Origin of the sequence: Comamonas sp. MYb396 (genome assembly GCF_037479555.1) — a bacterium.
GTDB lineage: Bacteria > Pseudomonadota > Gammaproteobacteria > Burkholderiales > Burkholderiaceae_C > Comamonas.
In genome coordinates this window covers 17,902-38,900 of record NZ_JBBGYU010000001.1, presented here as the reverse complement: position 1 = coordinate 38,900, position 20,999 = coordinate 17,902, and the positions used below count along the sequence as shown (strand labels likewise).

General features: G+C 63.1%; 17 protein-coding genes, 2 tRNA genes and 1 riboswitch. Of the genes, 15 read left to right on the top strand and 4 right to left on the bottom strand.

Translation table 11 applies throughout. The features are described from left to right. The first annotated feature begins 97 nt into the window (after positions 1-97). Positions 98-1,426 (top strand): putative DNA modification/repair radical SAM protein, encoded by a 1,329-nt coding sequence (locus WH265_RS00165; RefSeq protein ID WP_339556917.1) that lies wholly within the window; start codon positions 98-100, stop codon positions 1,424-1,426. Positions 1,427-1,437: 11 nt separating this feature from the next. Beyond that, complete coding sequence (locus WH265_RS00160; RefSeq protein ID WP_339556915.1) at positions 1,438-2,370, top strand: TIGR03915 family putative DNA repair protein; 933 nt, start codon at positions 1,438-1,440, stop codon at positions 2,368-2,370. 22 nt (positions 2,371-2,392) lie between these two features. Here WH265_RS00160 and panS read toward each other — a convergent pair whose 3' ends face one another. Beyond that, positions 2,393-3,346 carry a ketopantoate/pantoate/pantothenate transporter PanS gene (panS, locus tag WH265_RS00155; protein ID WP_339556914.1) on the bottom strand — a complete coding sequence of 318 codons (954 nt, stop codon included), beginning with the start codon at positions 3,344-3,346 and terminating at the stop codon, positions 2,393-2,395. Positions 3,347-4,089: 743 nt separating this feature from the next. Here panS and WH265_RS00150 point away from each other — a divergent pair. The 3 genes from WH265_RS00150 to WH265_RS00140 all read left to right on the top strand — a co-directional run bounded on the left by WH265_RS00150 (position 4,090) and on the right by WH265_RS00140 (position 7,373). Then, positions 4,090-5,397 carry a cation:proton antiporter gene (locus WH265_RS00150; RefSeq protein WP_339556913.1) on the top strand — a complete coding sequence of 436 codons (1,308 nt, stop codon included), beginning with the start codon at positions 4,090-4,092 and terminating at the stop codon, positions 5,395-5,397. Beyond that, a complete protein-coding gene (locus WH265_RS00145) occupies positions 5,387-6,499 on the top strand; it encodes a YbdK family carboxylate-amine ligase (RefSeq protein WP_021028055.1) in 1,113 nt (370 codons plus the stop codon). The genes WH265_RS00150 and WH265_RS00145 overlap by 11 nt, the downstream gene beginning before the upstream one ends. 91 nt (positions 6,500-6,590) lie before the next feature. Beyond that, positions 6,591-7,373: a glutamine amidotransferase gene (locus WH265_RS00140; protein ID WP_339556912.1), complete on the top strand. Its 783-nt coding sequence runs from the start codon at positions 6,591-6,593 to the stop codon at positions 7,371-7,373. Here the strand turns inward: WH265_RS00140 and WH265_RS00135 are convergent. Together WH265_RS00135 and WH265_RS00130 are read right to left on the bottom strand one after the other, a co-directional pair. Continuing rightward, positions 7,346-7,660 (bottom strand): DUF2322 family protein, encoded by a 315-nt coding sequence (locus WH265_RS00135; protein ID WP_339518130.1) that lies wholly within the window; start codon positions 7,658-7,660, stop codon positions 7,346-7,348. The genes WH265_RS00140 and WH265_RS00135 overlap by 28 nt on opposite strands. A gap of 140 nt (positions 7,661-7,800) precedes the next feature. Then, the gene (locus WH265_RS00130; RefSeq protein ID WP_339556911.1) at positions 7,801-8,283 is read right to left on the bottom strand and encodes an EVE domain-containing protein; all 483 of its coding nucleotides are present in this window, start codon (positions 8,281-8,283) and stop codon (positions 7,801-7,803) included. A gap of 456 nt (positions 8,284-8,739) precedes the next feature. Here WH265_RS00130 and infA point away from each other — a divergent pair, with 456 nt between their 5' ends. The 3 genes from infA to WH265_RS00115 all read left to right on the top strand — a co-directional run bounded on the left by infA (position 8,740) and on the right by WH265_RS00115 (position 9,500). Beyond that, a complete protein-coding gene (gene infA, locus WH265_RS00125; protein WP_021028051.1) occupies positions 8,740-8,991 on the top strand; it encodes a translation initiation factor IF-1 in 252 nt (83 codons plus the stop codon). A gap of 82 nt (positions 8,992-9,073) precedes the next feature. Continuing rightward, positions 9,074-9,150, top strand: a tRNA-Pro gene (locus WH265_RS00120). 273 nt (positions 9,151-9,423) lie between these two features. Continuing rightward, a tRNA-Pro gene (locus WH265_RS00115) sits at positions 9,424-9,500 on the top strand. Between the two features lie 93 nt (positions 9,501-9,593). Here the strand turns inward: WH265_RS00115 and WH265_RS00110 are convergent. Beyond that, positions 9,594-9,788 (bottom strand): hypothetical protein, encoded by a 195-nt coding sequence (locus tag WH265_RS00110; protein WP_339556910.1) that lies wholly within the window; start codon positions 9,786-9,788, stop codon positions 9,594-9,596. A gap of 209 nt (positions 9,789-9,997) precedes the next feature. On the opposite strand from WH265_RS00110, the gene nrdA reads away from it, so the two are divergent. From nrdA to WH265_RS00075, 7 genes are all read left to right on the top strand, one after another. Next, entirely contained in the window at positions 9,998-12,259 is a 2,262-nt protein-coding gene (nrdA, locus tag WH265_RS00105) for a class 1a ribonucleoside-diphosphate reductase subunit alpha (protein WP_445228087.1), read from the top strand. A gap of 14 nt (positions 12,260-12,273) precedes the next feature. Continuing rightward, the gene (nrdB, locus tag WH265_RS00100) at positions 12,274-13,407 is read left to right on the top strand and encodes a class Ia ribonucleoside-diphosphate reductase subunit beta (RefSeq protein WP_339518127.1); all 1,134 of its coding nucleotides are present in this window, start codon (positions 12,274-12,276) and stop codon (positions 13,405-13,407) included. Next, positions 13,404-13,706, top strand: coding sequence for a class I ribonucleotide reductase maintenance protein YfaE (yfaE, locus tag WH265_RS00095; protein ID WP_312988550.1), 303 nt, complete (start codon positions 13,404-13,406; stop codon positions 13,704-13,706). The genes nrdB and yfaE overlap by 4 nt, the downstream gene beginning before the upstream one ends. Positions 13,707-14,134: 428 nt before the next feature. Then, complete coding sequence (locus WH265_RS00090) at positions 14,135-16,237, top strand: hydantoinase/oxoprolinase family protein (protein ID WP_339556909.1); 2,103 nt, start codon at positions 14,135-14,137, stop codon at positions 16,235-16,237. A 2-nt stretch (positions 16,238-16,239) separates the two neighbouring features. Then, complete coding sequence (locus tag WH265_RS00085) at positions 16,240-17,916, top strand: hydantoinase B/oxoprolinase family protein (RefSeq protein WP_339556908.1); 1,677 nt, start codon at positions 16,240-16,242, stop codon at positions 17,914-17,916. Between the two features lie 77 nt (positions 17,917-17,993). Beyond that, positions 17,994-19,376: an MFS transporter gene (locus WH265_RS00080; RefSeq protein WP_339556907.1), complete on the top strand. Its 1,383-nt coding sequence runs from the start codon at positions 17,994-17,996 to the stop codon at positions 19,374-19,376. A gap of 182 nt (positions 19,377-19,558) precedes the next feature. Continuing rightward, complete coding sequence (locus tag WH265_RS00075) at positions 19,559-20,503, top strand: LysR substrate-binding domain-containing protein (RefSeq protein WP_339556905.1); 945 nt, start codon at positions 19,559-19,561, stop codon at positions 20,501-20,503. Positions 20,504-20,599: 96 nt separating this feature from the next. Continuing rightward, positions 20,600-20,873, top strand: a riboswitch (cobalamin riboswitch). Positions 20,874-20,999 lie beyond the last annotated feature (126 nt).

Sequence of the window (20,999 nt, the reverse complement as noted above, 5' to 3'; positions counted from 1 at the left end):
CAGCCTTCCCAGAGGGGAGCAATCTCAAGCGGGACCGCGCCCGCACTGGCGAAGCTGCTGAGGTTTTGCTAGAATACTGTATATATACACAGTATTTATGCAAACCCTCGCCAAACTCCAGATCCTGGCTGACGCTGCCAAATACGATGCCAGCTGCGCATCCAGCGGCAGCAAGCCCCGCAACTCCCTGGGCGGCGAGGGGATGGGGTCGACCGAGGGCATGGGCATCTGCCACAGCTATACGCCCGATGGCCGCTGTGTCTCGCTGCTCAAGATTCTGCTGACCAACTTCTGCATCTACGACTGCCGCTACTGCATCAACCGCAAGAGCTCCAATGTGCAGCGCGCCCGCTTCAGCGCCGCTGAGGTGGTGGGCCTGACGCTGGACTTTTACCGCCGCAACTGCATAGAAGGCCTGTTTCTGTCCAGCGGCATCATCCAGTCGTCGGACTACACGATGGAGCAGCTGGTCGAGGTGGCGCGCAGCCTGCGCGAGGACCATGATTTTCGCGGTTACATCCACCTCAAGACGATTCCGGATGCCTCGCCCGAGCTGCTGGCCCTGGCCGGTCGCTATGCAGACCGCCTCAGCATCAATATCGAGCTGCCCACGCAGCAGGGCCTGCAGCAATTGGCGCCTGAGAAAGATGCCGTAGGCATTGCCTCTGCCATGCACCAGGTGGCAGAACATATCGAGGTCGCGCGGCAGCAGACGCAAGACCAGCAGGGCAGCAAGCTGGTATCGCTGCCCCGCCAGCGCCAGGCCGCTCGGGCAGCAGCGCCCAGCTATGCGCCGGCGGGCCAAAGCACGCAGATGATTGTCGGCGCCGACAGCGCCAATGATGCGACCATCTTGCTCACCAGCAGCGCGCTCTACACCGGCCAGCGCCTGCGCCGGGTCTACTACTCGGCCTTCAGCCCCATCCCCGATGCCTCGTCCGATCTGCCGCTGCAGGCGCCGCCACTGATCCGCGAGCACCGGCTCTACCAGGCCGATTGGTTGATGCGCTTCTACGGCTTTAGCCCGGCAGAAATTACCGCACCAGCGGCCGGCGGCATGCTCGATCTGGAGCTCGACCCCAAGCTCGCCTGGGCGCTGTCGCAGCGCCAGCATTTCCCGGTGGATTTGAACCGTGCGGCCAAGGCTTGGCTGCTGCGCGTGCCGGGCTTGGGTGTCGGCAGTGTCGAGCGTCTGCTGGCCGCCCGCCGGGTGCGCCGGCTGCGGCTGGCCGATCTGCAGCAGCTGCGTGTTGCCACCAGCAAGGTACTGCCTTTTGTCGAGCTCGACGACTACCACCCGCCGCTGGCCATGCTCGACAGCCCGAGCTTGCGCCAACAGCTGCTGGCCCAGATGGGGCAGGGCGCCGTGCAGCGCAGGCACAGCGGCATGCAGTTGGCGGCTGCGGCGCAGATAGCCCTGTTTTGAGGAGGCCAGGCATGCAGGCAGAGAACGACAGCTTGACGGTGATGTTGGACGCACCGGATGACTTTGCCGGCTTCCGCCAAGCGGCGCGGGTATTGCTGGCCCTGGGCGCAGCGCCCGAGCTGGTGCACTGGCGCTGGTCGGATACGTTGGCCACCCAGGCCGAGGATGGTGATTTGTTTGCGGATGCTGGGGCAGCCTATGCTGCGGCAGCCGATGCTGGGGCAGCCCTTGCTGCGGCAGCCGATGCTAGGGCCGATGCGCCACCCCGCGTCATCACCCCCGAGGCACTGGACCGCTTGGCCATCGCACCCGGCCAGCCGGTGCATATCCGCAAACCCCAGCTGGCCGTGCTGCGCCATGCCTGCTGCCACCGCAACCCGGGCCGCTTTATGCTGTGCTACCGCTGGCTGTCGCGGCTGCAGGCCATGCCCAGCCTGGCGGGCGATGCGCTGGATGCCGATTGGCGCGAGATCGAGCGCCTGGCCCGCGCGGTGGGGCGCGAGATCCACAAGATGCATGCCTTTGTGCGCTTTCGGCCCGCGCAGGACGAGAAGGGCGCGCCGCTGCATGTGGCCTGGTTCGAGCCCGAGCACCACATCGTGCGCGCCGCCTCGGGCTTTTTCAGGGAGCGCTTTAGCAATATGCGCTGGGCGATTCTGACGCCGGACTGCAGCGTGCTCTGGGACCAGGAATGCCTGCAATGGGGGCCTGGCGCCACGCAAGCCCAGGCACCGGGCCCCGATGCGGGCGAAGCGCTGTGGTTGGCCTATTACCAATCGACCTTCAACCCGGCGCGCCTCAAGGAGCAGGCCATGCTGCGCGAGATGCCGCGCCGCTACTGGAAGAACCTGCCCGAGACGCAGCTGATCAGCGGCCTGGTCGCAGGTGCGCGCAGCCGCACCGGGCTGATGCTCGCGGCGCAGCCAGCCGCTGAGCGCGCCTGATCAGGCCTGCGGATCTGCAAGATCAGTGCAGCGAGACGTCTTCTCGGCGCACATGGTCATTGGCGGTGCCTGTGGGGCGGCTGGACCAGTAACCGGCCAGCAGCGAGCCCGAGATGTTGTGCCAGACCGAGAAAATGGCGCCCGGCAGGGCGGCCATGGGGCTGAAGAACTTGGCGCCCAGGCTGGCTGCCAGGCCCGAGTTCTGCATGCCCACCTCGATCGCCAGGGTGCGGCAGACCGATTTGTCAAAGCCCAACAGGCGACCACCCCAGTAGCCCCCCAGGTAGCCGATCAGGTTGTGCGCAATGACGCCCGCCACCACGACGCCGCCAACGGTGGCAATGCGGTCACGGCTCAAGGCCACCACGGTGGAGAGCACCAACAAGATCGCCACCATCGATACGAGGGGCAGCAGGCGCTCCACGCGCTTGATCTGCGCATGCCAGAAATGGTTCAGCAGCAGGCCCAGGCCAATGGGCAGCAGCACGATCTGCGCAATCTCCATCAGGAGGGCGCTGACCGGCACATCGATCGAGGCCGAGATGTAGAGGCGCGCGAGCAGTGGCGTGGCCACAATCCCCACCAGGGTCGACAGCGCACTGATCGTCACCGACAGCGCCACATCGCCCTTGGAGAGAAAAATCATCACATTGGATGACGTGCCGCTCGCCACGCTGCCCACCAGCACCATGCCTGCCGTCAGCTCGGGCGGCATGTTCAGCGCCTTGGCAATCAGCCAGGCCGCTAGCGGCATGATGAGGTAGTGCAGGAACAGACCCGCCGCAATCGGGGCCGGGCGCTGCAGCACGCGGCTGAAATCGGCCACGCGCAGGGTTACGCCCATCGCAAACATGATCAGCATCAGCAGCTGGGCGATGTGGGGCTTGAAGCCCAGGAAAGCCGAAGGCGCGCTGTAGGCGATCAGCGCCATCACAGCCGCCCAGAGGGGGAAAAGACGGGTCAACAAGGCAAGCACGGAAATATCCAGACCAAAAACGGGCCCCAGGTTGTGCGGAGGGACAAAGCCGGATGCACAGGGGCCAAAAAGCAGGGAGTGGTGATGCGTGGCCGCGGCGGTGCTGGCCGGGCAGGGGATAGCGGTCCGGGGCAGCAAAAGGGCGGTGAACGCGGCGCTACCGGTGGGTAGCGGGCAGGCGCTGGGAGCTTGTGGCTGGCCGCATCAGAGCCGCGATCATACGGTTACGGCTGCAACTGGTTGGGGCGGGCGGCCGGTGGCATCACGGCGCAGTCGGATATAGGTGCGCACTGCCTGGCGGTGCTGAGGCATATGCAGGCACCGGGCTTGCCAGTGCAGCTGAACGATGGAATGCTGGCATCTTTTGTACCCACCGCATGCTACGTTCCAAATAGCACGCTTGGGCGCCAATACGGGGCTGGGTGCTTGGCGCACCAGCCTGGTAAAAAGAGCGGCTCACGCGGCCTGCATTGTAGGACTGCAGGCTTTTTGTGCCCAGCGCCGGCATGCTGTGGTGGCAATCGGTAGATCATCCAGTAGAGTTGTTGAGATTGGTTAACGATCTGATGCATAACTGCAACAAGGTGCCTGGGCACCGTGCGGCTGCATCCCCCGTCTCGCAATGCGCGCCCTGAACTGGCTGTTAAAGCTGGTCCCCCACAGAGCGGCACTGCCAGACCATCTATAGCTTTGTGCCAGGCGGCCTGCGCGCTGGACACACTTTTTTGGAGGAGGGTGCAGATATGCCACCCCAAGCAGCATCTTCCATGCCGCTGCCGCAGATTGGCGGCTGGCTTGAACACAGTGTGGGCCCCTTGATGAGTTGGTGCGTGCTGGTCGCGGCGGCAGCGCTGGCCGGGCACATGGTTTTCCGACTCACCGGTTTTCCGCGCATGCTGGGCTATACGGTCGTGGGCCTGCTGGCTGGCTGGCTGGGCTTTGGCGATCTGCCCTGGCCGCTGCAGGGCAATACCCAGGTGCTGCTGCACACCGCAGTGGGTACCAGCATGCTGATTGCCGCCTCGCAAATCTCGCTCAAATGGCTGGTGCGACAGCCATTTTTGCTGCTGCAAAGCCTGGTCGAATCGCTGGCTGCGCTGGTGCTGGTCACCGCCACCTTGCAACTGCTGGGCATGGGCTGGGCCGTGTCGCTGGGGGTGGGCGTGGTGGCCATGGCCGCCTCGCCATCGGTGCTGCTGCGCATCTCGGCCGATCTGCGCTCCAGCGGCGCCGTGACCGACCGCAGCTTGCTGATGGCCACCTTGGGCTGCATGTATGCGCTGGTGCTGGGCCTCGTGGTCACCGTGGCCTGGTCGCCCGTCGCCGGCACCGATGCCCAATCGGGCCTGGTGCTGACGGCAGCCGGCATGGGCCATCTGCTGTGGAGCCTGGGTTTGACCCTGCTGTGGGCACTGCTGACCACCGCCGCGCTGTGGCCGGTGCTGCGCTGGCAATCCTCGCGCAGCGATTCCACCGCGCTCTACATGATTGCGGTCTTGGTGGCAGCCAGCCTGATGGCCGAGCGCCTGGGCGGGTCGGCCGCGCTGGGCTTTGTGCTGGCCGGGGTGATGCTGCGCAACCTGAGCCCCAAGCCCATGGTCTGGCCCTCGGCCTTTATGGCCGGCAACACCATGCTCAATTTGCTGATGTTTGTGCTGGTCGCCAGCATGGCCGGCCAGATTGCACCCAGCGCGGCGCTGATCAGCCTGGTCGCTGCCGTCAGCCTGGCGCGGCTGGTGGGCAAGATGGGCGGCGTGCTGCTCTTGGGTGCGGGCACCGGCATTGGCTGGTTGCGCCAGTGGCCGGTGGCCTGCGCGCAGTCGCCCAGCTCAGGTCTCGCCTTGCTGCTGGCCTCGGCCCAGGTGGCGCAATGGGCATCCATCAACCCCGAAGTGGCAGTGAGCGTGTCGTCCATCGCGCTGCCAATGATTGTGCTGTGCGAGGTGATCGGCGTGCTGCTGGCCTCGCTCGCTTTGTGGCGCAGTGGCGAGGCGCACCGCGGCATCGGCCTGTCTGCCCTCACCAGCAAGGAGAAACGCCATGACGCTTGAAGCCTTCCACCAGTCCGAGGCCTTGACGCTCGGCGTCGAGCTGGAGCTGCAGCTGGTCAACACCAACCACTATGACCTGACGCCCTATGCCCCCGATATGCTGGCCCTGCTGAAAAACGCGCAGGTGCCCGGCTCCATCGTGCCCGAGGTCACCACCAGCATGATCGAGATATCGACCGGCATCTGCACCGACGCCCAGGATGCGTACCAGCAGCTGAGCGTCACGCGCGACGCGCTGGTCAAGGCCGCAGACAAACTCAATATTGCGCTGGCCGGCGGCGGCACGCACCCGTTTCAGCAGTGGCACCAGCAGCGCATCTACAACAAGCCGCGCTTCAAGGAGATCACCGCGCTCTACGGCTACCTCACCAAGCAGTTCACCATCTTTGGCCAGCATGTGCATGTGGGCTGCCCCGGGGCCGATGCGGCCTTGATGATGCTGCACCGGCTCTCGCGCTATATCCCGCACTTTATTGCGCTGTCGGCCTCCAGCCCCTTTGTGCAGGGGCAGGACACGGCCTTTGATTCTGCGCGGCTCAATTCGGTGTTTGCGTTTCCGCTCTCGGGCCGGGCACCGTTTGCGCTGCACTGGGAGGACTTTGAGCGCTACTACGACAAGATGACCGCCACCGGCGTGATCCACAGCATGAAGGACTTCTACTGGGATATCCGGCCCAAGCCCGAGTTTGGTACGGTGGAGGTGCGGGTGTTTGACACGCCGCTGTCCATCGAGCGCGCCGTGGCGCTGGCCGCTTATGTGCAGGCGCTGGGCGCCTGGTTCCTGGCCGAGGAGCCGTTCGAGCCCAGCGAGGATGACTACCTGGTCTACACCTATAACCGCTTCCAGGCCTGCCGTTTTGGCCTTGAAGGCGCCTATGTGGACCCGGCAACCAGCGAATCCTTTGGGTTACGCGAGCATATCTTGCTCACCTTGCAGCGTATCCAGTCCTATGTGCCCGAGAACAGCAAGGAGGCCTTGCAGCAGCTGCGCAAGACCGTCAACGAAGGCGTCAACGATGCGAGCCGCCTGCGCGAAGCCTATGCGCAGGCCCAGCAGCTCCCTGAGGTGGTGCGGCAGTCGACCTTGCGCTTCCGATACTGAAAAACCGCCCGTTAAATCCACCGGCTTGAAGGCGATCCGGGGCTGGCCTGCATTACAGTGCATGGGCCAGCCATTCTTTTTGCCTTCACCCGTGTCTGAAAAAACTCTGCTGCTCATCCAGGTCGGCACACCGCCCGACGACATCCGTGCCCAGGTCGGCGATTTGCCGCTGTGGTTCTCTACCGTTCTTGCCGCTGGGCCTGCCTTCAAGGTGGTGCGGGTGTTTGAGGGCGAGCCCTTGCCGCCGCATGATGCACACAGTGCTGCGATCATCACCGGCTCCTGGGCCATGGTGACGGACCTGCTGCCCTGGAGCGAGGCGACCGCCCAATGGATACGGGAGGCGATGGCGCGTGACATGCCGCTATTTGGCATTTGCTATGGCCACCAGCTGATGGCCCATGCGCTGGGTGGCCGGGTGGACTACCACCCGCAAGGCCGCGAGATGGGTTGCCTGGATATTGCGCTGCTGCCAGGCGCAGAGCACGAGGCCTTGCTCGCCGGCTCTGGCCCGCACTTCAAAGCCAACCTGACCCATATGCAGACGGTGCTGGAGCTGCCGCCCGGCGCCCGGGTGCTGGCCCGCTCGGCCCATGATCCGCACCAGGTCGTGCGCTATGGGCACCATGCGGTGTCCACCCAGTTCCATCCGGAGTTCAGTCCGGCGGTGGCTGCCGCCTGCATCGCGCTGCGCGCGCAGGTGCTGCAATCTGAAGGTTTTGACCCGGCGGCGATGCTGGAGCAGCTGAGCGACACGCCCGTGCCCGAGCAGATGCTGCAGCGCTTTGTGGCCGCCTATGCCGGCCAGCCAGCAGCTGCACCGGCGCTGCAAGCGGCCCAGGTGCCTCAGGCGGAGACGATCTTGACGGTATAGCCCTTGCCGGAGGCGATCACCTCCAGCAGGCGGTCGATATTGGGGTGCGCGCCGGGGCGGGCCTTGGCGTCGTCCGTGTGCTCGGCAAAGATCGTGAGGCCTTCTTCGGCCGCTGCCACATTGATGCCGCCATGCTTGGCTGCCAGCGCGTTGTAGACCTTGACCGAACCGGCTTTGCCCGGTGCATTGGGAATGGTGGCCGCCACCTGGCCATCGGCAGCGATCAGTTGCAGCTCGGCGATATGGTCGATGGAGGGCAGGGACTGGAGGTTGTCAGCAAAAGCCATGGGGATTCCTGGGCGCAGAAGTGATATCAAAAAAATAGCTGCCGGTGCTTATTGCATGGGCAGCTCACGGGTTTTGTATTATGCAACAGCGCTTGCCGCCAACGGGGGCAGGGCAGTGCTGGCAACGCTCCTCGCGCGCATTAGCCCTGGGCCTTCACCAGGCCCATGATAAAGCGCCAATGCACCTCATCCACCGGCGTGATCGACAGGCGATTGCCTTTTTGCAACACGCGCATGTCTTGCAGCTCTGGGTACTGGCGCAGTGCAGCCACCGAGATGGGCACGATCCTGCGCAGGGCCTGCACATCGAGCATCAACCAGCGCGGGGCCTCCGGCTTGGACTTGGGGTCATAGTATTTGGACTGCGGGTCAAACTGGCTGGTATCGGGCCGCAGCCGGCCTGCAATGCGGGCGATGCCGTAAATACCGGGCTCGGTGCAGCTCGAATGCCAGTACAGCACACCGTCACCCACCTGCATGTCATCGCGCATGAAGTTGCGCGCCTGGTAATTGCGCACCCCATCCCAGGCAATGGTGGCATCAGGGGCGCTGAGCGCATGGTCGATCGCATATTCGTCCGGCTCGTTTTTCATCAGCCAGTAGCGGGGGGATGCAGCGTTCATGGTGTTCGTTGGTGACGGGGTGGGAGCCATTGGGTGGCACGGCCTGGAGCCAGCCGCGCATGCATGCGCCATGCTAAACGATGCGCCGGCGCTGCTGCTGCCCGCACAGCCATGCGGCTCTGCGGATCACCGGCGGCGTTTATACGAGACAAGCCACAGCGGAATTGGCGGCAACATAGTACAATAGAGAGCTTTGCAAGCTTTTATAGCTTGGAGGCGCTCGCTGCCCTGGCAGCTGCGCCGTCAATATTGTGTGGGATGCTGGCTGTTGCGCCCCGTTGTCGGGCTGGCAGATATCCGCTTGGTTGCCTTGCAGGCCCTTGCCCCTCTTGGGTGGCGAGAGTTGGCAAGGCCCTCCCGAACCATGGAGAGAGCCACCGCTTGTTGGTGGCACTGAGAACAGCATGGCGAACCGGTTTCGCACATGCACCACTAGACAAGGATTCGTCGACTTATATGGCTAAAGAAGAACTGATTGAGATGCAAGGCTCCGTGACCGAAGTGCTGCCCGATTCGCGCTTTCGCGTGAAGCTGGACAACGGCCACGAGCTGATCGCTTACACAGGCGGCAAAATGCGCAAGCACCACATTCGCATTCTGGCCGGTGACAAGGTGTCGCTGGAGATGTCGCCCTACGATCTGAGCAAGGGCCGCATCACTTTCCGTCACCTGCCTGGCCGTGGCCCGGCACCGACCCAACAACGTTAACCGCATGGGTGGTGGCCGCTGTAAAAAAATCGTCAAATACGAAATGCAGCTGCCCAAACCCTGGTTACAATAACGGCTTAGTCGGAGCGTAGCGCAGCCTGGTAGCGCATCTGCTTTGGGAGCAGAGGGTCGCGAGTTCGAATCCCGCCGCTCCGACCATTCCATTTAAAAACCTGTTGCATGCAAATGCAGCAGGTTTTTTGTTTTGGCGATTCTTGGCAATTTGCGATATGGCGCGGTTTATTCTGATGGAGTGCCGGCAAGCATCTTTCACATTCTGCTTCATGCATGGCGCTTGGCACGGCCCTCCCGTTTTTGCTGCGCAGCGGGCAGGGCGGCTGTCTCGCCAACCGCCCCAGCAGATGAAAAGTTGTCAAAGTAATCATTTTTCGCCGGAAGTGGCTCCGGCTCGATATACAATAGCGGCTTAGTCGGAGCGTAGCGCAGCCTGGTAGCGCATCTGCTTTGGGAGCAGAGGGTCGTGAGTTCGAATCCCACCGCTCCGACCATCCTTATCGAAACCTGTTGCACGCAAGTGCAGCAGGTTTTTCGTTTGGGCGCTGCTGCAAAAGGGCGAAGTACCGCCCGCCATTCAGCTTGGTCTATGGCTTGATGGGCCAGGCAATCAACCAGATGGTGATCGCCATCAACATGGGGGGATGATGCCCCTCTTCATCACCGGGAATGTGCCCACCCGGATACATATATTTACCGGCTCCCTGCGCGTTGATTTTGCTGCATTCTTCGCTGAAACAGCCAGTGCCTAGCAGAAATCGGGCCTGATTTTCTGCTGCCAAGAACGCTACAGGTAGCGTACACTCAAGCCCATAGACACCATATGTAGTGTCCACCGCTTCCCCCACAGGTTTATTGATGCTGGTCTCGCGCCAGCCAAAACGCGCCAGCCATGCCTGGCGCGTTTTGGCGCGGGACTGCCGCGTCTTGCGCCCGTGGTCCTGCGTTTTTTATCCCATTAGAAACATCGCAAATGAACCAGACAAGCACTATGAGAGTCACCAAGCGTGACGGTCGCGTTGAGCCTATCGACCTCGACAAAATCCACCGGGTGATTGACTGGGCGGCCAAAGGCCTGAGCAATGTGTCGGTCTCACAGATCGAGCTGCAGTCGCATATCCAGTTTTATGACGGCATCCGCACCGATGCGATCCATGAAACCATCATCAAGTCTGCGGCCGACCTGATCTCCGAAGACGCACCGGACTACCAGTACGTGGCAGCGCGCCTGGCGATCTTCCACCTGCGCAAGATCGCCTTTGGCCAGTTCGAGCCGCCCCATTTGTACGACCATGTGCAAAAGCTCACCGAGCTCAAGAAGTACGACCCGCACCTGCTGGCCGACTACAGCCGCGAAGAGTACGACGAGATCAATGCTTTCATCGACCACTGGCGCGATATGGACTTCTCCTACGCAGCCGTCAAGCAGCTCGAGGGCAAGTACCTGGTGCAAAACCGGGTGACCAAGCGCATCTACGAAAGCCCGCAGATCCTCTACGTGCTGGTGGCGATGAGCCTGTTTGCCAAGTACCCGGCCGACCGCCGTCTGCAGTACATCAAGCGCTTCTATGACGCCGTCTCGCGCTTCAAGATTTCGCTGCCCACGCCCATCATGTCGGGCGTGCGCACACCGCTGCGCCAGTTCAGCTCCTGCGTGCTGATCGAGTGCGATGACAGCCTCGACAGCATCAACGCCACCACCAGCGCGATTGTGAAGTACGTCTCGCAGCGCGCCGGTATCGGCATCAACGGTGGCCGCATCCGCGCGCTGGGCAGCGAGATCCGTGGCGGCGAGGCGCAGCACACCGGCTGCCTGCCTTTCTTCAAGATGTTCCAGTCGGCCGTCAAGTCCTGCTCGCAGGGCGGCGTGCGCGGTGGTGCCGCCACCTTGTTCTACCCGCTGTGGCACCTGGAAGCCGAGTCGCTGCTGGTGCTCAAGAACAACCGCGGCGTCGAGGAAAACCGCATCCGCCATCTGGACTACGGTATCCAGATCAACCGCATGCTCTACCAGCGCCTGATCAAGGGCCAGAGCATCAGCCTGTTCTCGCCCCATGATGTGCCCGGTCTGTACGAGGCCTTCTTTGCCGACCAGAACAAGTTCGAAGAGCTGTACGTCAAGTACGAGGCCGACGAATCCATCCGCAAGCGCACCCTGCCAGCGGTGGAGCTGTTCTCGCTGATGATGCAGGAGCGCGCCAGCACCGGCCGTATCTACATCCAGAACGTGGACCACTGCAACACCCACAGCCCGTTCAACCCGGCCGTCGCTCCTGTGCGCCAGTCGAACCTGTGCATGGAAATCCTGCTGCCCACCAGCCCGCTCGAAGACATCAAGGACGAGAACGGCGAAATTGCGCTCTGCACCCTGTCCGCCTTCAACCTGGGCGCGCTCGAATCGACCGATGAGCTCGAAGAGCTGGCCGACCTGATCGTGCGTGCACTCGATGCCCTGCTGGACTACCAGGACTACCCGGTGGCCGCTGCCCGCATTGCGACCGAAAAGCGCCGCTCGCTGGGCGTGGGCGTGATCAACTACGCCTACTACCTGGCCAAGAACGGCGTGCGCTACTCCGACGGCTCGGCCAATGGCCTGACCCACCGCACCTTCGAAGCCATCCAGTACTACCTGCTCAAGGCCTCGGTGCAGCTGTCGCGCGAGTTCGGCCCTTGCACCGCTTTTGCCGAGACCAACTACGCGGCCGGCATCCTGCCGATCGACACCTACAAGAAGGACATCGACGCGCTGACCGATGAGCCCCTGCACCTCGACTGGGAAACCCTGCGCGCCGAGATCAAGACCCACGGCCTGCGCAACTCGACCTTGACGGCGCTGATGCCATCCGAGACCTCCAGCCAGATCGCCAACGCGACCAATGGCATCGAGCCTCCACGCGGCTTTGTCTCGGTCAAGCAGTCCAAGGACGGTATCCTGCGCCAGGTGGTGCCGGAGATCGATCGCCTGAAGGGCCAGTACGAACTGCTCTGGCAAATGCCCAACAACGATGGCTACTTGAAGCTCGTAGGCCTGATGCAGAAGTTCGTCGACCAATCCATCTCGGCCAACACCAACTACGACCCCCAGCGCTTTGCCGATGGCAAGGTGCCGATGCAGCAACTGCTCAAGGACCTGCTGCAGGCCTACAAGTTTGGTGTCAAGACCCTGTACTACCACAACACCCGTGACGGTGCCGAAGACATGCAGGGCGCAGCGGCAGAAGACGACTGCGCCAGCGGCGCCTGCAAGATCTAAGCGGAGAGAAGGCGATGGCATACAGCACCTTCTCCAAGGTCGACAATGACCAGCTCAAGGAACCGATGTTCTTTGGCAATTCGGTCAATGTCGCCCGCTACGACCAGCAGAAGTACCCGATCTTCGAGAAGCTGATCGAAAAGCAGCTCTCGTTTTTCTGGCGCCCTGAGGAAGTGGACATCACGCAGGACCGGATTGACTACCAGAACCTGCCCGACCATGAAAAACACATCTTCATCAGCAACCTGAAGTACCAGACGCTGCTCGACTCCATCCAGGGGCGCAGCCCCAACATGGCCTTCCTGCCGCTGGTGTCGCTGCCCGAGCTGGAGACCTGGATCGAGACCTGGGCGTTCTCCGAGACCATCCACTCGCGCTCGTACACGCACATCCTGCGCAACATCGTCAATGATCCCTCGGTGATCTTTGACGACATCATGCGCAACGAGAGCATCAAGCTGCGCGCGGGCGATATCTCGTCCTACTATGACGACCTGATCCGTGATGCGATGCTGCACGCCCAGTTGGGTGCAGGCAGCCACACGATCAATGGCGTGGTGCACCAGATCGATGTGTACCAGCTCAAGAAGAAGATGTACCTGTGCCTGATGAATGTGAACATTCTGGAGGCCATCCGCTTTTATGTGAGCTTTGCCTGCTCTTTCGCGTTTGCCGAGCGCAAGCTGATGGAGGGCAATGCCAAGATCATCCGCCTGATTGCCCGCGATGAGGCGCTGCACCTGACCGGCACCCAGCACTTGCTCAACATCATGCGCTCGGGCCAGGACGATCCGGACTTTGCCAAGATCGCCAAGGAGACCGAGCAGGAATGCTTTGAGATGTTCAAGACCGCGGCGATGCAGGAAAAGCAGTGGGCCGAGTACCTGTTCCGCGACGGCTCGATGATTGGCCTCAACAAGGACATCCTGAGCCAGTATGTGGAGTACATCACCAATATCCGCATGTCGGCGATCGGCCTCAAGCCCGCGTTCGAGAACGCCAAGAGCAACCCGATCCCCTGGATCAACACCTGGCTGTCGTCCGACACCGTGCAGGTGGCCCCGCAAGAGGTGGAGCTGAGCTCCTACCTGGTGGGCCAGATCAACGCCGAAGTCTCGCTCGATGACCTGAGCGGAATCGAGTTGTGACCACCGTCAGCACCACGGACACCCTTATACGCGTGCTGCCAGGGGAGACCCTGCTCGAAGCGCTGGAGCGCACGGGCCACGATGTGGAGTACCAGTGCCGTGGTGGCTATTGCGGCAGCTGCCGCCTCACCTTGGTGGAGGGCGAAGTCGTCTACACCCAGGAGCCGCTGGCCTTTGTCGGGCCCAATGAGGTGGTTCCCTGCTGCTGCGTGGTCAAGACCCCCATCAAGGTGGAATGCAGCCTGCGGCAAGTGGAAACCAGCGCCGATGACAAGAGCCAACTGGCGCTGGATTTGTAATTCTTCTGCCGTTCTGCGCACAGGCCCCAAGCTTTGCTTGGGGCTTTTTTTATGTCTGCATCCGGTGCCTGAATGCGGTCTATCGCTAAGGCCTGGCGCGCCTATAGCCTCGCATTTTTTGCTGTCCTTCCAAGCTTTACACAAGCATCTCTTGGCGGCTTTACAGCACCTGTCCGCCCTGATTGGTGCAAGCCGCCGCCGCATGGTGCAGCACTGGGCAGTGCTGGTGCATGGGCCACCAAAATCAACGAATTTTTGCACTGTCGCCGTGCAGCGCCACCGGGTTAGCGCGTAATGGTTTTTACCCGCGAAGCACAGCTTGTGCCCGCCCTCGAATTTGTTGTTTGCGCCGGCTGGGCGATCACTTGATCATCGCTGCCAGGTCAGAGCTTCTGATCCACACAGCTTGCATGATTCGGAGATACCAGATGGCAACAAGCCAAGTCATACGCGCCGGGGCAGACATCGGCGGCACTTTCACAGATATCGCGCTCGAGGTCGATGGCGTCCTGTTCAGCGAGAAGGTCCTGACGGACTATGAAAAACCCGAGCGCGCCATCGTCACCGGCCTCAAACAGGCGGCAGCCCAGGCAGGCATTGCGCCAGCGCAGATCGGCACGGTGATCCACGGCACGACCCTGGCCACCAACTCGCTGATTGAGCGGCGCGGCGCCAAGACCGCCTTCATCACCAGCGAAGGTTTTCGCGATGTGATCGAGATGCGCAACGAGGGCCGTTTTGAGCAGTACGACCTGGCCATCCAGCTGCCCGCGCCGCTGATTGCCCGCAACCACCGCTATACCGTGCAAGGCCGGCTCGATGCCAAGGGCCAGGAGCTGCAGCCGCTCGACGAGGCACAGCTGCAGGACGTGATCGCCCAACTGCGCCGGGGCGAGTACGACAGCGTGGCCGTGGGCCTGATGCACAGCTACAAGAACCCGGTCCATGAAAAGCGGGTGCGCGCGCTGATTGTAGAGGCGCTGCCCCAGCTGTCGGTGTCCATCTCCAGCGAGGTCTCGCCGCAGATCCGCGAGTTCGAGCGTTTCAACACCGTCTGCGCCAATGCCTATGTGAAGCCGCTGATGTCCTCCTACCTGCAGCGCCTGGCCCAGGCCTTGGTGGAAGAGGGCATGCATTGCCCGCTCTACCTGATCCACTCGGGCGGCGGGCTGATGTCGCTGGCCAATGCGGCCGAGTTCCCGGTGCGCCTGCTCGAATCCGGCCCGGCCGGTGGCGCCATCTACGCCAGCGATTTTGCGGCCAAGTACGGCCAGGACAAGGTGGTGTCTTTTGACATGGGCGGCACCACCGCCAAGATCTGCCTCATCGACCAGCATGTGCCCAAGACGGCGCGCGTGTTTGAAGTGGCGCGCAGCTACCGCTTCAAAAAGGGCAGCGGCATGCCGATCTCCATCCCCGTCATCGAGATGATCGAGATCGGCGCGGGTGGTGGCTCCATCGCCCATGTGGACGACATGCGCCAGGTGCGTGTGGGGCCGGAGAGCGCGGGCTCCGAGCCCGGCCCGGCCAGCTACGGCCGGGGCGGCGCGCGCCCCACGGTGACCGATGCCGACTTGCTGCTGCACAAGCTGGACCCGGCACGCTTTGCCGGCGGCAGCATGCGGCTGAACATGCCTGCCGCGCAAGATGCGATGGCCACCCATGTCGGCCAGGCGCAAGGCCTGGACGCTGTGCGTGCGGCCTACGCCGTGGCCGAAGTGGTGGACGAGAACATGGCCAATGCCGCGCGCATGCATGCCGTGGAGTCTGGCCAGGACCTGGAGGCCTACACGATGATCGCCTACGGCGGTGCAGCGCCGTTGCATGCGGTGCGGCTGTGTGAAAAGCTGGGCATCCATCGCCTGCTGATCCCGACGGGCGCCGGCGTGGGCTCGGCCATCGGCTTTTTGCGCGCCCCCTTTGCCTATGAATCGCTGCGCAGCTCGGTGATGCGCATGAGCCAGTTCGATGGCGAATCTGTCAACCAGATGCTGCGCGAGATGGAAGTCGAGGTGAGCGCCTTTTTGCACGACACCGGCTACGACGGCGAAACCGTCAAGGAGCTGCGCGCCTTTATGCGCTACTGCGGCCAGGGCTGGGAGATCCCGGTCTCAGTGCCCGTGCAGCACTTTGGGCCGGACAGCGTGCCCGCGCTCAACGCCGCCTTTGTGCAGAACTATGTGGCCTTGTTTGGCCACGCGATCGACGGGCTCGATATCGAGGTGGTGAGTTGGGCACTGTCCTTGCGTTCCAAGACCTTGCCGCCGGCCAAGGCCGAGCTGCAGCAGGGCGGCACGCCCCAAAAGGGTGCCGGGACGGTGCTGGACCGCCGCGAGGTGTTTGACGGCAAACAGGGCCAATTCTATGCCTGCGATATCTATGAGCGCCTGGGCCTGCCCCGGGGCCAGGCCGTGCCCGGCCCGGTGGTGATTGTGGAGAAGGAAACCTCGACCTATGTGAGCCCGGGCTTCAAGGTGGTGCTGCAGGCAGATGACTGCATGCTGGTCGAGCGCATGGACAGCGGAGTGTGATCATGGCAAACAATACAGACGTTCATTACCAAATCATGTGGAACCGCCTGATCTCGGTGGTCGAAGAGCAGGCGGTCACCTTGATCCGCACCGCCTTTTGTACCAGCGTGCGGGAGGCCGGCGATTTGTCGGCCGGCGTGTTCGACAAGCAGGGCCGCATGATGGCCCAGGCCGTGACCGGCACCCCAGGTCATGTGAATTCGATGGCCGAGTCGGTCGCGCATTTTGCCAAGCGCTTTGAGCGCAGCACCTTGCAAGATGGCGATGTGCTGGTCACCAACGACCCCTGGCTGGGCACCGGCCACCTGCACGACATCACCGTCGTCACCCCGGTCTTCTATGGCCGCGATGGCCACAGCGACCATATCGGCTACTTTGCCGCCACTGCCCATGTGGTGGACATCGGCGGGCGCGGCTTTGGCCCGGACGGCAGCGATGTCTACGAGGAGGGCCTGTGCATTCCGCCGATGAAGTTCTTCCGCGCAGGCGCACTCAATGAGGACCTGATCGAGATCCTGCGCAACAACGTGCGCGAACGCGACCAAGTGATTGGCGACTTCCATTCGCTGGCCGTCTGCAATGCCACCGGCATGCGCCGCCTCAAGGGCATGCTGGCCGAGTTTGAACTGCGCGACCTGGAAGACCTGGCTGGCTTCATCTTTGAGAACAGCCAGCGCGCCACCCGCGAGCGCATCGCCGCCTTGCCCGATGGCACCCAGCGCTATGCGATGACCGTCGATGGCTATGAAAAGCCCATCGAACTGGTCGTTGCGGTGGAGATTGCGGCCGACAAGCTGCGCGCCGACTTTGCCGGCACCTCGGACCCGAGCCGCTACGGCATCAATGTGCCGCTGACCTACACCAAGGCCTATGCCTCCTACGCGCTCAAATGCGCGATTGCGCCGGAGATTCCCAACAACTGGGGCTCGCTGGAGCCCTTTGAGATCAGCGCGCCGGAGGACTGCATCCTCAATGCCCACCGCCCGCGCCCGGTCTCGGTGCGCCATGTCATCGGCCACCTGATCCCCGATGTGGTGCTGGGTGCGCTGCAGCCCATTTGCCAGGGTGAGATTCCGGCCGAAGGGGCCAGCTCGCTGTGGAACCTGCAGATGCGCTTCAAGGGCATCACCCAGGCGACGCGCAACCAGCAGCACGAGATCCTGATGTTCAACACCGGCGGCACCGGTGCGCGGCCCTCGAGCGATGGCCTCAGCGCCACCGCCTTCCCCAGCGGCGTGCAGGCCATGTCGGTCGAGGTGACCGAGAGCATCGGCCCCATCATCATCTGGCGCAAGGAGCTGCGCCCCAACTCGGGCGGCGCCGGCCGCTGGCGGGGCGGCCTGGGCCAGCGCATCGAGGTGGGCTCGGCAGAAGGCTTTGAGTTTGACCTGAACGCCATGTTCGACCGCGTGCATTTTGCAGCGCGCGGCCACAACGGCGGCAAAAGCGGCGCGCTGGGCAAGGTGTCGCTGGACGACGGCACCGCCTTGCGCGGCAAGGGCAAGCAGCAGATCCCGGCCGGACGCCGATTGATTTTGGACTTGCCCGGCGGCGGCGGCAACGGCGATGCGGCACTGCGCCCCGCTGCGCTGGTGCAGCGCGATGTGGCCTATGGCTATATCAGCCCCGAGCAAGCCGAAACCGATTACGCCCAGGCCACGCCGCTGCCCCCGGCCTGATCGCGTGCCCATGGCCAGCGGCATAGCCGCTGGTCCTTTTCCATTTTTCTCCCCCTGCAGGACATCAAGGACTCCCGATGCGCACACACAATCCCATGGCAGATGGCTTTGCCGCCCCAAGTGCAAGCCTTTCGGACTGGTCGTCCCCCCAAGCGGCGGTGGCGCCGCGCGCGGTGCAGTCCAAGGAGCTCAACCGCGTGGTGCTGGCCTCGGTGGTGGGCAGCTTTGTCGAGTGGTTCGAGTTCTCGGTCTACGGCTACCTGGCAGCAGTGCTGGGCAAGGTGTTTTTTGCCACCAGCTCGCCCACCATGCAGATCACGGCATCCTGGGCGGCCTTTGCGATTGCCTTTTTTGCCCGCCCCATTGGCGGCATCTTCTTTGGCTCGCTGGGCGACAAGTACGGCAGAAAGCGGGTGCTGACCATCACCATCATCATGATGGCGATCTCCACCTTTTTGATCGGCGTGCTGCCCGGCTATGCGAGCATCGGCATTGCCGCGCCGCTGCTGCTGATCGTGCTGCGCCTGATGCAGGGGCTGTCGGCCGGGGGCGAGGCCAGTGGCGCGGCCATCTTTGTGGCCGAGTACTGCCGCGACCGCAACCGCACCTTGCTCACCAGCTGGGTGGAGGTAGGCTGCATGGCGGGCTTTTTCTTCGGCGCCTCGGTCTCGGCCATCCTGACGGTGTTTTTCAGCGCCGAGCAGATTCTGGACTGGGCCTGGCGCATTCCGTTTCTGATTGCGCTGCCGCTGGGCGCCATTGGCCTCTACATCCGCAAGTACCTGGAAGAGACCCCCACCTTCATGGCCATGAAGCAGCAGCATGACGCACTAGCCCAGGCGAGCTGGAAGGTGCTGTTCGCCACCCACAAGAAAGAGCTGTTCCAGTCGGCCGGCATCATCATCGTGACCAATGTCACCTTGTTCACCGTCGTCACCTACATCCCGACCTACTTTGTCAGCGCGCTGCATGTCGATGTGGCCACCGGCCTCAAACTCTCGCTGGGCCCGCAGCTCTTCTTGGTGGTGATGATCCCCATCATGGGCCTGCTGGCCGACAAGTTCAGCCGCAAGACGATGATGATCGCTGCGAGCCTGGCGATTGCGGTACTGGCCGTGCCTTGCTTTCACCTGCTGCTCGAAGGCAGCACCGCCGCCAAGATCTCGTCCTTGATGGTGCTGAACTTTTGTCTGGCCATGCTGCTGGGCAGCATCTACTCGATCATCCCGTCGATGTTCCACACCAGCGTGCGCTTCAAGGGCATGGCGCTGAGCTACAACCTGGCCGTGGCGATGTTTGCCGGCACCGCGCCGATGATCAACTCCTGGCTGATTGCCCAGACTGGCAATCCGGTCGTACCTGCCTACTACCTGATCGGCGCGGCAATCATCGGCCTCATCGCCCTGGTCAGCAGCCGGGACCGCACCGGTCTGCCGATGCATGGTGATCCGGTGCAATAAGGCCATGCGCTGCTGAGCGCTGTGCCAGCCCGAACGCATCCCTTCTGGATGCGTTTTTTTATGCATCAGCGGGGCAGGGCGCAGCAGGCAAGAACGCTGGCGTGCCGGCCCGCAGGGCGCCGGGCTGCGACCTATAATCATTGGCAGCCCGGGCCTTCGTCCTTCCTGCCCGGCGCTCCTCCATGAAATACAAGCTACCGCCCCTGCAGCCACTGCGCGTGTTCGAGTCCGTCTACCGCCATGGCTCCATCCGCAAGGCGGCCGACGAGCTGTGCCTGACGCCACAGGCCGCCAGCCAGCAACTCAAGCAACTGGAAAGTGCGCTGGATGTGCAGCTGTTCGAGCGCGGCGCGCGGGGCCTGGCGGCCAGCGCCGAGGCGCAGACCTTGTACCACTATGTGGAGCAGGGGCTTGATGCACTGAGCCAGGGGCTGGAAGCGCTGCGTTCCCACCACAAGGATGCGCAGTTCCATATCCAGGTCAGCCCGTATTTTGCAACCCAGTACCTGATCCGTTCGCTGCCCTCGTTCACCAAGGATTACCCGGAGCTCGACCTGCGCATCTCCATCGGCGTGGAGCTGCCTTCGTTCGATAGCAGTGATCTGGACGCAGCCATTGTCTGGGGCTACGGCGGTGTGGACCATCTCGATGAAACGCCGCTGCTCGAAGACCTCAAGGTCATCGTCGCCACGCCCCAGCTGTTGGCCGAGCACCCGGTGGAGAGCGCGCAGGATTTACCGCACCACCGGCTGATATCGCCGCTGACGCACAACAGCCTGTGGCAGGACATTTATGCGATGCTGGGCCTGGAGCCCGGCGGCAAGCATGTCAGCCCCATGCTGCTGCACACGCACGATGCGATGCTGCAGGCCGTGCTCAGCGGGCAGGGCGTGGGCCTGCTGTCCTATGTCGATGCGCTCAGCTATATCCACAGCGGCAAGCTGCTGGCTCCCTTTGGGGCCGAGCTGCTGCGCCAGTTGCCGATGGACAGAACGCCCAAGTTCCACCTCTACACCCGCCGGGGCGCGGGAGAGCGCCCGATCCAGGCGAGCTTTCGGCAGTGGCTGCTGGGCCAGCTGCGCAGCACTGACTTTATCGGCTATGCGACGCGGCTGCCTCAGGGCTGATACAGCCACTGGGGCATGCGCTGTATCGCCCAGCTGACACCGGCCTGGACGAAAAGGCGCTGCCCGGGCCTGCGGCTGGTACACTGGCTGCGCTTTGAAAAAAGCCTATCTACAGGTGCTTGTATTGCACAAGTGAAACGGGAACAAGGTCGGGAGTGCGCTCCCCCAAGCCTTGGCTGCCCCCGCAACGGTAGACAGGAAACGTAGCCGATGCGGCCCGCTCCCACGCGGGCCCAGTCACTGGGGTTGAAAGAGTGTCCACGCCTGCCAGGCAACAAGACGCCCGCACCCTGGGAAGACCGGCTACCGGGTCAGCGCCTGCGCTGCACCGCCTGTAAGCCCGGAGACCGGCCTGTTCCTAGTCGCAGTGCGCGCTGTGCCTCTGGCCAGCACGTGCTCTCTCAACTGTCTGCGGGGTGTGGACGGCGGTTCTTCGCGCGACCCCGTCTTGGGGGGTGACCGCGTGCAGTGCAGCCCCCGCATCAGGCAGTTAGCG

Excerpts from the sequence above, each read along its gene's own strand:
- WH265_RS00135 (WP_339518130.1), bottom strand. The coding sequence starts at position 7,660 with ATGGCTTTTGCTGACAACCTCCAGTCCCTGCCCTCCATCGACCATATC.
- WH265_RS00080 (WP_339556907.1), top strand. The coding sequence starts at position 17,994 with ATGCGCACACACAATCCCATGGCAGATGGCTTTGCCGCCCCAAGTGCA.
- WH265_RS00165 (WP_339556917.1), top strand. The coding sequence starts at position 98 with ATGCAAACCCTCGCCAAACTCCAGATCCTGGCTGACGCTGCCAAATAC.
- WH265_RS00145 (WP_021028055.1), top strand. The coding sequence starts at position 5,387 with ATGACGCTTGAAGCCTTCCACCAGTCCGAGGCCTTGACGCTCGGCGTC.
- nrdB (WP_339518127.1), top strand. The coding sequence starts at position 12,274 with ATGGCATACAGCACCTTCTCCAAGGTCGACAATGACCAGCTCAAGGAA.
- WH265_RS00090 (WP_339556909.1), top strand. The coding sequence starts at position 14,135 with ATGGCAACAAGCCAAGTCATACGCGCCGGGGCAGACATCGGCGGCACT.
- WH265_RS00160 (WP_339556915.1), top strand. The coding sequence starts at position 1,438 with ATGCAGGCAGAGAACGACAGCTTGACGGTGATGTTGGACGCACCGGAT.
- WH265_RS00085 (WP_339556908.1), top strand. The coding sequence starts at position 16,240 with ATGGCAAACAATACAGACGTTCATTACCAAATCATGTGGAACCGCCTG.
- WH265_RS00075 (WP_339556905.1), top strand. The coding sequence starts at position 19,559 with ATGAAATACAAGCTACCGCCCCTGCAGCCACTGCGCGTGTTCGAGTCC.
- nrdA (WP_445228087.1), top strand. The coding sequence starts at position 9,998 with ATGAGAGTCACCAAGCGTGACGGTCGCGTTGAGCCTATCGACCTCGAC.
- infA (WP_021028051.1), top strand. The coding sequence starts at position 8,740 with ATGGCTAAAGAAGAACTGATTGAGATGCAAGGCTCCGTGACCGAAGTG.
- WH265_RS00130 (WP_339556911.1), bottom strand. The coding sequence starts at position 8,283 with ATGAACGCTGCATCCCCCCGCTACTGGCTGATGAAAAACGAGCCGGAC.
- WH265_RS00150 (WP_339556913.1), top strand. The coding sequence starts at position 4,090 with ATGCCACCCCAAGCAGCATCTTCCATGCCGCTGCCGCAGATTGGCGGC.